Origin of the sequence: Hymenobacter koreensis (assembly GCF_039541855.1) — a bacterium.
Taxonomy (GTDB): Bacteria; Bacteroidota; Bacteroidia; order Cytophagales; family Hymenobacteraceae; genus Solirubrum; species Solirubrum koreensis.
Genome location: NZ_BAABHA010000015.1, coordinates 718,866 through 733,569, shown reverse-complemented (window position 1 = coordinate 733,569; position 14,704 = coordinate 718,866). Strand labels below are relative to the sequence as shown.

Here is a 14,704-nt window from a genome sequence, read left to right as displayed (position 1 = left end):
GCTTCCCATACCACGAATAGCGTCGGCATATACCCTTAAAACCGCTCCGTATTCAGCTATTACAGGCGTTTAACGGCCAGCGCGTAGTTCTACTTGCTCCATTAGCAGGTAGAACTACGCGCTGGCCGTTTCCCATTTTAGGAATATTTATCTTTTTTTAATCCAACATATAACACGGCTGTGAAAAATTCAGAAAAACTAGAAGAAAACGGGGTTTATACGGGAGCTTTTCTCACTTTAGCCTCAAGAATTGGCTGTAGAAGCCAATCTTGGTCGCCTTGCTAGAATGGCTAAAAAGCTGAATTACTTACCAGCCGGCCACTTATTCCTACTGTTACGCTTTCCCGATCGGCTTTGCCGACCACATGGTTTGCTTTTGCCACATCCTTTCTCTTTCTCTCCTTAACCTTTCTCTCTATGGACCCATACGTCGGAGAAATCCGGGCAGTCGGTTTCAACTTCGCTCCCGTAGGCTGGGCGCTCTGTGATGGTTCGCTGGTACAGATCCGCACAAACACGGCGCTGTTTTCCCTTCTCGGCACCCAGTACGGGGGCGACGGCAAAAGCACCTTCGGGCTGCCCGACCTGCGTGGCCGCGCCATCGTTAATGCCGGTCAGGGCCCGGGCCTGAGCCCCTACCCGATTGGGACCAAAGTTGGGACGGAATCCGAGACGCTGAGCTTGACCCAGATGCCGGCGCACACACACGGCTTCGGCGGCCAGTTCAACGTCAACACCTCGCCAGGCACCATCAACGAGGCCGCCAACAATTTTCTGAGTGCTTCCCCTCAGCTGCAGTTCGCGGAGGAAGCGGGGACCGGTACCATGGCGACCAGCATCGTATCGGGCACCGGGGAGCCTGCCGGCGGTGGCCAGGCGCACGACAACCGCCAACCCTACCTGGCGCTCTACTACATCATCGCCACGCAGGGCATTTTCCCGCAACGGGCCTAACCCGGGTTTCTCCACTTCTCGTCTTCCCCACCTATGGAACCATACCTCGGTGAAATCCGCATTTTCGGCGGCAACTTCGCTCCCCTCGGCTGGCTGTACTGCCAGGGCCAGCTATTAAGCATTAGCGAGTACGACTCCCTTTATGCCCTTATCGGTACCACCTACGGGGGCGATGGGCAAACCACCTTCGCCCTGCCCAACTTGTCGAGCCGGGTGGTGGTGGGCCAGGGCCAACTGCCCGGCGGCTCCAATTACCTCATGGCCCAGCAGCTGGGCGTAGAAAATGTGACCCTAAACGGCACCCAGCTGCCGGCTCACGCGCACCCGTTTACCGGCACCATCGGCGTGGTGACATCAAGCGACAGGGACCAGCCCAATCCCACGGGCGCAACCTTCGGCAGCAACGGCACCTCGGCATATAGCGCCGGGCTGGGCGACAAGCCGGGCACGCTGGGCGCCGGCTCGGTTACCGGCCAGGCAAGCGTGGTGGGCGCCGGCCAGCCGCACCCGAACATTCAGCCGGTCCTGGCTACCAGCTACATCATCTGCACGTCGGGCATCTGGCCTTCGCAGTCGTAACCCCAGCCCCAGAGGCTCCACCATTCACTTTCTCCTGCTTTTTATGGATCCGTTTCTCGGCGAAATCCGCCTAATGAGCTTTCCTTTCGCGCCCCAGGGCTGGATGTACTGCCAGGGCCAGCTGCTGAACATCATGCAGAACCAGCCGCTGTTTGCGCTGCTGGGTACCACGTACGGGGGCGACGGGCGAACTACCTTCGCCCTGCCCGACCTGCGCGGCCGCGCCATCGTGGGCGTAGGCAGCGGCCCCGGCCTGTCGCCTTACGTTCAGGGCCAGCAAGGCGGCACCGAAATGGTGACGCTGCAGCCCACCCAGATTCCGCAGCACTCCCACACGTTTACGGGAACCGTCAAGACCGGCGCCGCGGCCGATCTTAAATCACCGAGCCAGGCCTTTCCGGCTACGGGCCCCATCGCGCAGTACTCGGGCGGCACGCCTACCGCACCGCTGAACCCGGGCACCCTCACGGGCACGCTGGCCAACACCGGGGGCAGCGCCCCGCACGAAAACCGCCAGCCGCTGCTGGTGCTGAATTACGCCATTGCCACCACTGGCGTATTCCCGAGCCGCCAGTAAGCTATCCGCCGTTTCGGCCGGCTACCGCGCCAGCGCCCGGGCTATTGGCCCAGGAGCTGGCGCGGCTTAGCTGCCATCCTTCGTTATGCAAGTTGCCCTCCTCCTCAGCAGCGCACTGGGCTTGCCCGCACTACATGCCCTGGCCGCCCAGGGCGCCGTGGCGGGTGTGGCCGTACCCCGACTACCCCAGGCCCCCGAAGAGGCCGACCAGCTGGCCCAGACCGCCGCTGGCCTGGGGCTGCCGGTAGTGCGCCTGGAGCGGGCGGGCCTTGCCGCCGCCCTTACCGAGTGGCTGACTTCGCTGGCCCCGGCGGCGGTGCTGGTATTCACGTTTCCGTGGCGCGTGCCGGCGGCCGTACTGGCGCTGCCGCCCCACGGTTTTCTCAACTTTCACTTCGCCGCCCTGCCGGGCTACCGCGGCCCCGAGCCGCTGTTCTGGCAGCTGCGTAACGGCGAAACGGCTGGCGCCGTGACGGTTCACCGCATGGACGCCGATTTCGACACGGGCCCGGTGTTCCTGGCCGAGGCCGTGCCCATCAGTGCGGCCGATACGCACGGCCTGCACCGCGCCCAGCTGGCCGGCCGGAGCGCCGCCGTGGCGCTGAACCTGCTGGCCAGCCTGCGCGGCGAGGCCCCTGCCCTGACGCCGCAACCCCAAGACCCCGCACTGGCCCGCTACTGGCCCCGCGCTACCCTGGCCGATGTGTGCGTGCGCTGGCACGAGCCGGCGCTGGCCATCGACCGCCTGGTGCGGGCCACCAACCCCTGGAACCGCGGCGCCCTAACGGCGCTGCGCGGCCAACCCCTGCGCCTGCTGGGCACCACGCCCCACCCCGCCGCCAACACCGGTCCGGTACTTCCCGGTACGGTGCTGCAGGCCGACGCGGCCACGGGCCTGTGGGTGGCCTGCGGACAGGGCGAGGCCATTCGACTTGACATCCTGGCCCTCAACGAGGGCTATTTTTCTGGAGCCCAACTGGTAGCATTGGGCGTGAGGACCGGTGAGGTACTTACCCAGCTGCCCGCCCCCACGCCATCGGGACCCGTTCCCGACCTATCTTTGTAGTCCTCCTATCTGCTCTTGTACTTTTTTCAGCTTATGAACAAACATATACTGTGGGTCTTGCTTTGCTGGCTCAGCCTGCTCGCCGTGGGGGCGCAGGCACAGACCACCCTAGCCCAGGAAACCTTTGAGGCAGTTCCTGCTGACTTCGGATACTCGTCTAATGCATTCAGCCTCGACATAGCCGAGTATTTCCAGCGTCGGGCATTTAATACCACGGGCACAGTAGGAGCCTACCCGGGTACGACTCAGGTACTGAATAACCGGCAAGGCAGCAATACGTGGACGGGGGAGGGCGTAATGGGCATTGCTACCAACGTCCGCCCTCCTGGTTACGTGGCACTGAATCCGATTACCAACTCTCAGAATTACAAGGATTTCGTCATCACCGTGGCCTTCGCGGCGCCGCGTGGTGGGTCGTTCACGGGGGCAGGGGCTGATCAGGCGTTTCCCGCTGACCGGATTCGTATTCAATACTCGTTTAACGGCGGGCCCTGGACGACGGCGGCCATGCTGATGGGCAACGCAAACTCTGGCGGTGACCTTCAGCGGCTGGTGTCTCTGGCGGATAGCACCACTACTCCTACCCCAGGCAACGGCACGGTACTCGACCAAACATTCCGCGACATTACGGCCACGCTGCCCAGTACTGCCCTCGGCAGCAACCTGCGTGTGCGCGTGGTGTTGGCCATCAGGTCGGTAGAGGTAGCCTTTGATAACATTCGGGTGACGGGCGTGCTGGACAACGCGGCCAGGCCCACGCTTACCAACCTCGAAACGACGCCGGCCAGCTACACCGAAGGCGGCAGCGCCGTGCTGCTCACTAGCCTGCTGACCGTCGGCTACTCCGATAACTCGGCTACCAACCTTACGGGCGGGACCGTGTCGATTGGCGGCTACGTGTCGGGGCAGGACGTGCTGAGCTTCACCAACCAGAACGGCATTGTAGGCTCTTTCAGCCCGGTATCTGGGGTACTGACGCTGAGCGGCACCGCCAGCCAGGCGGCCTACCAGGCGGCGCTGCGTTCGGTTAGATACTCCAACAGCAATACGACCACCGCCACCGGCGGCACGCGCGTCATTACATTTCAGGTATATACCGGCGGCGCGCTTAGTAGCGCCGCCTCGCGCAACCTCACGGTAACGGCCATACTCAACACCCCGGCCGCGCTGAACTACACCGAGGATTTTACCACCGACGGGGAGGGCACGCGCTACTCCGGCAACTCCTTCGTCAGCGTCGCGCAGCAAACGGGGTTCTTCCGTGCCACCAACAGCCCCGCCACCTCCGGCGGCAACCCGGTGGGCACCGCCACGTTCACGGGCTGGAGCGGCGGCTACTGGTTTGGAGAAGGCACCACCGAGGGCATCAACAACCCCACGGCCCCGCTCAGCACCCTGCAGTTAGCGCCCGTAAATACCACCGGCCGCAGCCTGATCAAGTTTACCCTTGCCGTGGGCGCGGCGGGCAACTGGCGGAGCTACATTAATGCGGCTAACCCGGAAGACGGGTTTGAGCTGTACTACCGGATCAACGGTGGCACGCCCGTCATCTTCGGCGCTTTCCACGGCGCGGGCGGTACCGCCCGGCTGGACACCGACAACAACCCCCTGACCACCGCCACCGGCACGGCCCTCAGCACCACACTTCAGGATTTCACCTTTGATCTACCCGCCGCCACGGCGGGCGTAGGCAACCTGGATTTCCTGCTGGTGCAAAAGACCCGTGGCTCCACGGAACTCGCCTTTGACAACATCCGCATCACCGGCGTGGCGCTTCCGACGGTAACGACAGCCGCGCCCACCAGCGTTACGGGCACCAGCGCCATTCTAGGCGGCGAAGTAACGGCCGACGGCGGCGCCAACGTAACGGAGCGCGGCGTGGTGTACAGCACCTCCAACACGACGCCCACAATTACCGACACGAAGGACACCAACGGCTCGGGGACAGGCACCTTCACGGAAACCATTACGGGCCTGCCCGCCGCCACCACCTACTACGTGCGGGCCTACGCCACCAACGCTGCCGGTACCAGCTACGGGACGGTGCAGACGTTTACCACCCAAACCAGCGTCGTGTCCATCGTGCGGGCCAGTGGCACCCCGACCAACGCCGCCCAGGTGAACTACACGGTGACGTTTGCCAACCCCGTAACGGGCGTTTCCGTCAACAACTTTGGCTTAACGTTTACCGGCAGCTTCACCACCTTCGGCAGCGTGTCGAGCGTGTCGGGCTCGGGCACGACCTACACGGTTACGGTGAATACCGGCGCGGGCAGCGGCACCTTGCAGCTGACCATGCCCAACTCCACCGGCATGTTGCCCGGCGTAAGTGGCTTGCCCTACACCAGCGGCGAAACGTACACCATCGACAAAACAGGCGCCACAACCATCATTACCAGCACGGCCCCCAACCCAACCAGCGTCGCGCCGATTCCCTTCGCGGTGACCTTCTCGGAGTCGGTAATCGGCTTCGTGGGCGGCGACGTGACGGTGGGCAACGGCACCATTACCACGGGCAGCTTCAGCGGCAGCGGAGCCAGCTACACCTTCACCGTAACGCCCACCGCGGCGGGTACCGTAACGGTGAACGTGCCAGCGGGTGTGGCCCAAGACGCGGCCGGCAACGTCAACAACGCCGCCACGCAGGTCAGCCGCACGTATACCCCGCCCACCGCCACGGTCACGTCCGTAACGCGCCTGACGCCCTCGCCCACGGCCACCACAACGGTGAGCTACCGGGTGACTTTCTCCGGTAGTGTGACGGGCCTGAGCTTAAGCAACTTCAGCCTGACTACCACCGGCCTGACGGGCGCCAGCATAGCCAGCGTGTCGGGCGCGGGCACGACCTACACCGTGGTAGTAAATACTGGCACCGGCAATGGCACGCTGACCCTGAACGTGCAAAACGGCAGCGGGATTTCGCCCACGGTGACCAACGTGCCCTACACCAGTGGCGAGCAGTACACCATTACTAAGGAATTCACGGCCGCGCCTCAGTTAGTGCTGCGGAGCGCGGGCTCCGCCAGCGGGGCCTTCGGCGACGTGACGGCCTTCGTGGACGTGGTGCAGGTGCTGCAAGGCGGAGCGGCCTTCACTGGCGGCCTAGCGAACAGCAGCTTTGAAAGCAGCAATGTAGGCCCCTTCAGCTTCCAGTATGCCAGCACCGTAGTGGCTTCGCCCTGGAGTTTTGCCGGCAATGCGGGCGTGTCGCGCAACAACAGCGGTTTTGGCTCGACGGCGAACCAGGGCGATGCCGTGGGGCTGCTGCAAACGTTTGGCGGTGTCGGGGGCAGCCTGGCCCAAACCCTGGCCGTGCCCACGGGCAGCTACCAGGTGAGCTTCCAGGCCGTTCAGCGCGCCAACAACGGCCCGAGCGACCAGGTCGTGCGCGTGTTCCTCAACAACGGGACCGACGACGTGTTCCTGGGCGCCGTCCAGCCCACCTCGAACAGCGCCTATCAGGCCTTCACCTCGGCTGCGTTCAACGTGACGGCCCCGGCCCTCACGGCTACCGTCAGCTCCTCGGCCGCCGCCCCAGGCGGCACAACCAACACCGCCCCGATTCCCTTCTCGGTAACTTTCTCGCAGAGCGTGGGCAGTACGTTCACGGCCGCCGACGTGACGGTGACCAATGGCACCGTGGGCAGCTTTGCCGGCAGCGGCGCGGGGCCTTACACCTTCTCGGTGACACCCACGACGCCCGGCACGGCCACCACGGTGAGCGTGGCGGCGGGCGTGGCCCAGGATGCCAACAACACCCCGAACACGGCCAGCAACTCGTACACCCTCACCTACATTCAGCTGGTGACGGCGGCCCCGGTTATTACGGCCCCGGCCAACAACACCCTCACCAACCAGTCCGTGACCATCAGCGGCACGGCCCCGGCGGGTAGCTCGGTGGTCATTTATGCGAGCCAGAACAACGGCGCGTTCCAGCCGCTTACCCCCTCCCTTACCGCCACGGCGGGCGGCACTTTCAGCAGCGCACCCGTATCCTTCTCCACCGCCACCTACCGGATTTACGCCACGGCCCAAAGCCCGGGCGCGGCGGTGAGTGCGGACAGCCCCATCATCACTTTCACGGTGGACCAGACGAGGCCGGCGGTGGCCATCAGCTCTACGGCGGGCGCTTCGGGTAGCGCTACTACAACCACGCCGATTCCCTTCACGGTGACTTTCTCCGAAAACGTGACGGGCTTCGTGGCCGGTGACGTGACGGTTACGGGCGGCACGATTGTCGGCAACGTCGTCACCGGCACCAGCCCCGGCACCACCTACACCTTCGCGGTAACGCCGACCACCCCCGGCACGCCTGCCACGGTGAACGTACCGGCCAACGTGGCCCAGGACGCAGCCAGCAATTTCAACACCGCCTCCCCCTCATCGTACAGCATCACTTACAACCTGCCGCAAACGGCGGCCCCGGTGGTAACGACGCCCGCCAACGGCAGCAGCGTGGCCACCAACACGCCGACTTTCACCGGGACGGCCCCGGCCGGCAGCACGGTAACTGTGTACGTAGACGGCACTAGCCGCGGCACGACCACGGCCGATGGCAGCGGTAACTGGTTGCTGCCGCAGCCGACGCCCCTGGCCACCGGCTCGCACACGGTGTACGCCACGGCCCAGCTTAGCGGGCAGAGCGTCAGCCCCAACAGCAACACGAACACCTTTACGGTGCTGAACGCAGCCACCTACACCAGCAGCACGGCCGATCAGCCTACCACGGCCCGCGTGGTGGCGGGCAGTACCAATCAGGAAATACTGCGCGTGGCCGTTGTTATCGGTGGTGGGCCCGCCCAGCCGCTGAGCGCGCAGTCGTTCTCGTTTACCACGAACGGCAGCACCAACCCGGCCGATATTGCCGCCGCCCGCGTGTACTACACCGGCACCAGCGGCACCTTTGCCACAACCACGCTCTTCGGTGGTAACGTAACCGCACCTAACGGCTCCTTCACCATTTCGGGCAGCCAGCAGCTGAGCACGGGCACCAACTACTTCTTCCTGGTGTACGACGTGGCCGCCAATGCCACGAACGGCAACCTGCTGGATGCCACGGTTTCCGGCGTGCGCGTGAGCGGTATCGACCGCGTGCCCACAGTAACAGACCCCGCCGGAAACCGCCGCATTGTGGCACCCAGCCGTGAGGCCGGCAACGCCCTGCGCCTGACCGGCGGCAGCACCCAAGGCTATGTAGACTTCAGCGCCAACACCACCAGCCTGGTACCCCTGGGCGGGCAGTACACGCAGGAAGTTTGGATGAAGCCCATCATTGGCACCGGCAGTGATTTTTACGGCGTACTTGGCAACGGCTCGGGCAACTCGGCGGCGCCCTACATCGGCATTACCGGCAACGGCCGCATTGAGGCGGGCTTTGGTACGGGCACCACGGTTCGTAGCGTGCGTACCAACCCCAACACCTTGACGTCGGGCACCTGGAACCACGTGGTAGCTACTTTTAACGGCAGCGTACTCACCATTTACCTCAACGGGGAATCGGTAGCTACGCTCAGCACGAGCGACGTGCCGGCAAACACCCGCGTGAGCTACGTGGGCGGCTTGTCGACCACGGGTACGGCTTTTTACCCCGGCGACATCGACGAGATAAGCCAGTGGAACCGGGCCCTTACGGCGACGGAAATCCGCCAGCTGCGTCATTTGGTGCGCAGCGGCCTGGAAACGGGTCTTGTGTCGTACCTGCAGTTCAACGAGAGCGGCAGCACCACAACGGACATGACCGGCTCCGTGGGCACCTTAACCGGCGCCGGCATAACGCGGGTAGCCAGCACGGCGCCCGTGGGTTTTGGCACGAGCAGCCGACAAACGGTAGCCACCAACGGCACGGTGGCCTTCACGGGTACCAGCACGATCATTGCCTTCGCCGGTGTTTCGGGTAGTTCCGAGGTGGTGGTAACCCGTTTGGGTGGACAACCGCTGGGCACGCAGCCCACGGCCACGGGGCTGGTGAAAACGTATCCGCGGGCGTACTGGATTATCAACCGGTACGGCACCGGCACCATCAGCAGCGCCAACATCACGTACACGCTCGGCGCCGTTGACATCAGCCCCGCCGATGCGGCCTCACCCGCCAACCTGAAGTTATTTGTGCGGGGCAGCAACAGCGACGCGGCCTTTGATGCACCCATTTCGGCTACCAGCGCCAACGCAGATGCCGGTACCGTCACGTTTGCGGTTACTTCCTTCGGCCAAACGGTGATTGGCACCAACGGCTCGTCGCCGTTGCCGGTGGAGCTGACCAGCTTCACGGCCGAGCATGTGGGCGAAGATGGCTTGCTGCGCTGGACCACAGCCCAGGAAAAGAACAACGCGTACTTCGAGGTACAATCGTCTATTGACGGCGTAACGTTCCGTGCCTTGGGCCGGGTAGAAGGGCACGGCAGCACCGCCCAGCCTCACTCCTACCAGCTCACCGATCGGAACCTGCACCGCTACGGAAGCCCGGTTATTTACTACCGCCTGCACCAGGTAGACACCGACGGCCAGAGCAACTACTCGGGGATTATAGTGCTGAAAGTGGCTTTGGGAAGTGTTTCGGTGGACGTGTTTCCGAACCCGGCTGCCGATCAGCTGACGCTACGCCTGGGCGGACTGGACGCTCGTAACGTACAGGTGCAGTTATTCGATGCCCAAGGCCGTGCAGTTCTCAAGTCCCGCCAGCCTGCCTCGGGCTCCGACTTTACCCTTTCGGTGGGTCACTTGCCCAACGGCGTGTACATGCTACGCCTGGTATTACCCGACCGCGTGCTGCACCGCAGCGTGGTCATCAGCCGCTAAATCTTCCTGAGGCAAGCAGCTGATAGAACCGAAAAAGCCCGGCCAATCGGCCGGGCTTTTTCATTGAATTAGAGTAAACAGAATTGATTTTTGAGTTTCTACCGTCCGTTTACAGCCTCCTGTTTGTAGTGCATTGCCGGCAGGCTTCGCAGCCGTTCGGCGGCCGATTCGGGCGTGATGTCGCGCTGGGGGTTGCCCAGCATTTCGTAGCCCACCATGAACTTGCGCACCGTGGCCGAGCGCAGCAGCGGCGGGTAGAAGTGCATGTGCAGGTGCCAGCCCTCGTGGAGCTGCCCGTCGGTGGGGCGCTGGTGCAGGCCGGCCGAGTACGGGAACGACATCTGGAACAGGTTGTCGTAGCGAATGGTGAGCTGCTGCAGGATATCGGCCAGGCCGTCTTTTTCCTCGCTCGAAAGCTGCGTAAGGTCCTGCACGTGGCGGCGCGGCACCACCAGCGTTTCGAAGGGCCACACGGCCCAGTACGGCACCAGCGCCACCCAATGCGCGTTTTGTGCCACTACGCGCTCCTGCTTTTCCAGCTCTAAGGCGAGGTAATCGGTGAGCAGGCTGCGGCCGTGCTCCTGGAAGTAGGCGGCCTGCTGCGGGGTTTCCTTGGCCGGCTCGGCGGGCACGGTGCGTTGGGCCCAAATCTGGCCGTGCGGGTGCGGGTTCGAGGCGCCCATCATCTGCCCGCGGTTCTCAAAAATCTGCACGTAGTTGATATCGGGGCGGGCGCCTAGCTCCGCGTATTGCTGCGCCCACAAATCCACCACTACCCGAATTTCCGGCACCGACATTTCGGGCAGTGTTAAATCGTGGCGGGGTGAAAAGCAGATGACGCGGCACACGCCCGATTCTGCTTCGGCCCGCAACAAGCCCTGCACGTTCACGTTGCCGGGCGGCACATCGGTTACCAGCGCCCCAAAGTCGTTATCGAACACAAAGGTGCTGCTATAAGCGGGGTTCTGCACGCCGCCCACGCGCTGGTTGCCGGGGCACAGGTAGCAGGTGGGGTCGTAGGTGGGGCGTTCGTCTTTTTCGGGCGGCTCCTGCTGGCCCTGCCACGGCCGCTTGGAACGGTGCGGCGAAACCAGAATCCAGTCGCCGGTTAGCGGGTTATAGCGGCGGTGCGGGTGTTCGGTGGGGTCAAACATATTCCAATTGATAATTATGAATTAAGAATTATTAATTAAGCCGGCGCCGGCCACAATGCGGGTTTGGTAACACTCCAGTTCCAAGTTCAACTGGCGCTGGTAAGCTTCCTTCATGTGCTGCTCGAAAGCGTCGGCATGTTCGGCCTGCACCAGGTTAATGGTGCAGCCGCCGAAACCGCCGCCCATCATGCGCGAACCGTACACGCCGGCTACGCCGCGGGAGGCTTCCACCAGCACATCCAGCTCCTTGCAGCTAACCTCGTACTGGTCGCGCAGGCCGGTGTGCGAGGCGTACATCAGCCGGCCTACTTCGGTAAGATTACCTGCCACTAAGGCCTGACAGGCAGCTTCTACGCGAGCATTTTCCTCTACCACGTACACGCACCGCCGGTACACCACCGGGCCGAGTTCCTGCTGGTGAGCGTGCACCTGCTCAAGCGTGGCGTCGCGCAGGGTTTGGATGTTTGGGTAGTGGGCCTGAAGCACGGTTACGCCTTGCTCGCACTCCTGGCGACGCACGTTGTACTCGGAGCTGGCCAAGGAGTGTTTTACGCCCGAGTTGCAGAGTACCACGCGCACGCCCTCGGCATCGAAGGGGTAATACTCATACTCCAGGGAGCGGCAGTCGAGGCGCACCACGTGGCCATCCTGACCAAACATGCTGGCAAACTGGTCCATGATACCGCACATTACCAGAGCAAACTCGTGCTCGGCTTTCTGGGCCATAAGGGCCAGCTCCATCCGGTCGATGCCGGTTTTCAACAAGTGGTCGAGGGCAAACGCCAGACCGCACTCCACCGCCGCCGACGACGACAAGCCCGCGCCGATGGGCACGTTGCCGCCGAACACGCAGTCGAAACCCGGTACCTGAATGCCGCGCTTCTGAAACTGGGCCACCACCCCCAGCAGGTAGTTGGCCCATTGCACCTTCTCCGAGCGTTGAACGGTTTCGGGTGTGGCCGTGACGGATTCCTTCAGGTCGTAAGAGCGTAGGCGGTACGTGCCTTCGTTGTTCAGGGCCACGGCAAACACCATTTCGCGGTCGATGGCGGCGGGCAGCACGAAGCCGGCGTTGTAATCGGTGTGTTCCCCAATCAGGTTGATGCGGCCGGGGGCACGCACCTGCAAAGGTTCGTGGCCAAACTGGCGGCGGAATTCTTCGGCAATGGCTTGGGCAAGCGTCATAGGTCAGAATTTGAGGCAAAAACCAGCGCAACAGCGCGGGCCATTTTTCTACAACGACAAAACCGGGTCTGCGCGTTGCGTTTACGGGCGCTTACCGCCGAAGTAACCAGTTATGGTGGGTACCCAAACTGGCTAAACGCCAACTTTCCTAGCCACTTCAGAATGTTGCAAGCCCTTATTAAAAGGCCCCAACTAGTTTCTTGGATTAATACAAGCTGACACCGGCTTATTCAGTGAAAAATATTCCGCAAGCAAATACTTGTAAAACACAAGATGCCCTGTCGAACTATCCAAGGCTGTGCGAGTGTCTGGCAGCATAATCAACTCGTCAAAACATGCGCACTTACCTATACAAAACCGTTTGAAGGGCCTTTTTTAGGTTCGCCCACCTAGAAACGTTTATCCTTTCAGCGGATGCGTTCAGCCGGTAAATCCAGTCGTTCGCATAAAAAAACTCCACTTAGCAACCGTACAACCAAATCGGTTCTGTATTTTTAAAAAACAGAGATGCCGCCAACCCAACAGTAGCCGACTGTTGCCGCCGTGTCAGTTCTCATTTGCGTGGTTACTCCGCCGAAAATTCCCTGGCACAAGCCAGAATTTTCCTCGTTTAAGGCCAATTCCCGCGGCAATTCGGCCCGGGATTTGTCGTTAACGGGTTGGTTCGGAGCCTGCGTGTGAATGGTTGCCGACGCCATTGCCTGAGAAGTTCTTCGTTTCCCACCACACCACTTTCCCCTTCGCTTTGTCTTTCGATCTGGAATCAGGAGCCTTGGCTTCGGATGCTGCATTGTTTTTCGATGCTCCCGAGGTTTCTCCGCTTATTTCTGCCGTAGCCGCGCCCGTAGCGCCTGCTCCGGTGCGCTACGACCGTCTGGTACTGCCCGGCGACTTTCCCGACCCCACCATTGCCAAAATCGGCGACACGTACTGGGCCAGCGCAACTTCTGCGGAGTGGGGTGCTGTGTTTCCGCTGTTCAAGTCCGATGACCTGATCAATTGGGAGCTGGTGAGCCATGTGTTTCCCGGCCGCCTGCCCGATTGGTGCGACTCGAACTTCTGGGCGCCGGAAATTTTCCACGAAGGCGGCAAAACCTACATTTATTACACTGCCCGCAAGAAAGGCGGCGTGCTGAGCGTGGCCGTGGCCTCGGCCGATAGCCCCGAAGGCCCCTACACCGACCACGGTCCGCTGGTGGGTGAGCGGGCCGGCTCCATCGACGGATTCCCCATTCGCGACGAGCACGGCGTGCTGCACCTCGTGTGGAAAAACGACGGCAACAGCCGCGGCAAGGAAACCCCTATTTGGGCGCAGCGCATCAACGAAAAAACGCTGAAGCTGGTGGGCAAGCGCGTGGAGTTGTTCCGCAACGACGCCCCCTGGGAAGGCACCTTGGTGGAAGGCTCGGCCATTGTGCACCACAACGACTACTTCTACATGTTTTACGCCGGCAACGCGTGCTGCGGCAAGTACTGCACCTACGCCGGCGGCGTGGCCCGCTCGCGCAGCCTGCTGGGCCCGTGGGAGAAGTGCCCGCAAAACCCCATCCTGAGCGACAATGCCACCTGGAAGTGCCCCGGTCACGGCACTGTGGCTGAAAAAGACGGCCGCTGGTTCCTGCTCCACCACGCCTACCACGTGAACAGCCACGAGTTTGTGGGTCGCCAAGGCCTGCTGAGCGAGTTCCGCTGGAACGCTGAAGGTTGGCCCGAGTTCGAGAACAACAGCCCGCAGGCCGAGCCGTTGGCCGACGTATCGGTGCTGAACGTGGACGAACAGTTCTCCGGTGCCGAGCTGGACTTGAACTGGCTCTGGCCGGTAGGTCACAAGCCCGTTACTGAGCTGCGCGGCGAGCAACTACACCTACAGGCCAGCGAAGCCCGCATTGGCTCGGTAGTAGCCCGCCGCACGTACGCAGCTACTTACAAGGCGGCCACTTCCATCGACTTCGCGTCCCTGGCGCCCGGCACCTTCGGCGGCATCGGCGCCATCGGCGACCCGTACAACGCCTTGGCCTTAGTAGCCGGCGACGGTATGGTGCAGCTCTGGCACGTGAAATCGGGCAAGCGCACGGTGGTGGCGCAAATGTGGCTCGACCCCTGCGAAACAGTTACGCTGCGCATTGAGGCCTGGGGCGGACAACGTTACCGCTTCGCCTATAGCACCGACGGCGCCACCTGGCAGCCCATGCCGCTCGACAGCTTCGCCGTGAACGGCACCTACCTGCCGCCCTGGGACCGGGGTATCCGCCTCGGCCTGCTGGCTTACGGCGCTGAATCGACGAGCGTGGCATTCAATCATTTTGCCCTGCGCAACCAGCGGTAAACAATCAGCTGAAGAGAATAGCCCCGGCTTTTTCCGTTTGCGGAAGAAGCCGGGGTTTTTTACGTCTC

Annotated in this window: 8 protein-coding genes; 6 read left to right on the top strand and 2 right to left on the bottom strand. The window is 62.5% G+C overall.

Translation table 11 applies throughout. The annotated features are described in order from the left end of the window. The first annotated feature begins 417 nt into the window (after positions 1 to 417). The 5 genes from ABD903_RS22145 to ABD903_RS22125 all read left to right on the top strand — a co-directional run bounded on the left by ABD903_RS22145 (position 418) and on the right by ABD903_RS22125 (position 9,971). Complete coding sequence (locus ABD903_RS22145) at positions 418 to 954, top strand: phage tail protein (RefSeq protein WP_345227868.1); 537 nt, start codon at positions 418 to 420, stop codon at positions 952 to 954. A gap of 33 nt (positions 955 to 987) precedes the next feature. Further along, positions 988 to 1,533, top strand: coding sequence for a phage tail protein (locus ABD903_RS22140; RefSeq protein WP_345227866.1), 546 nt, complete (start codon positions 988 to 990; stop codon positions 1,531 to 1,533). 43 nt (positions 1,534 to 1,576) lie between these two features. Further along, on the top strand, positions 1,577 to 2,110 hold the full coding sequence (locus ABD903_RS22135; protein WP_345227864.1) for a phage tail protein: 534 nt from the start codon (positions 1,577 to 1,579) through the stop codon (positions 2,108 to 2,110). A gap of 85 nt (positions 2,111 to 2,195) precedes the next feature. After that, positions 2,196 to 3,176, top strand: coding sequence for a methionyl-tRNA formyltransferase (locus ABD903_RS22130; RefSeq protein ID WP_345227862.1), 981 nt, complete (start codon positions 2,196 to 2,198; stop codon positions 3,174 to 3,176). A gap of 33 nt (positions 3,177 to 3,209) precedes the next feature. After that, positions 3,210 to 9,971, top strand: coding sequence for a T9SS type A sorting domain-containing protein (locus tag ABD903_RS22125; RefSeq protein ID WP_345227860.1), 6,762 nt, complete (start codon positions 3,210 to 3,212; stop codon positions 9,969 to 9,971). Between the two features lie 98 nt (positions 9,972 to 10,069). On the opposite strand, the gene ABD903_RS22120 is transcribed toward ABD903_RS22125, so the two are convergent. Then, on the bottom strand, positions 10,070 to 11,125 hold the full coding sequence (locus ABD903_RS22120; protein WP_345227859.1) for a UDP-glucose--hexose-1-phosphate uridylyltransferase: 1,056 nt from the start codon (positions 11,123 to 11,125) through the stop codon (positions 10,070 to 10,072). Between the two features lie 21 nt (positions 11,126 to 11,146). Beyond that, complete coding sequence (gene galK, locus ABD903_RS22115) at positions 11,147 to 12,310, bottom strand: galactokinase (RefSeq protein ID WP_345227857.1); 1,164 nt, start codon at positions 12,308 to 12,310, stop codon at positions 11,147 to 11,149. A gap of 745 nt (positions 12,311 to 13,055) precedes the next feature. Between galK and ABD903_RS22110 the strand changes: the two genes are divergently transcribed. Continuing rightward, on the top strand, positions 13,056 to 14,636 hold the full coding sequence (locus ABD903_RS22110; RefSeq protein ID WP_345227855.1) for a family 43 glycosylhydrolase: 1,581 nt from the start codon (positions 13,056 to 13,058) through the stop codon (positions 14,634 to 14,636). The last annotated feature ends 68 nt before the right edge of the window (positions 14,637 to 14,704 follow it).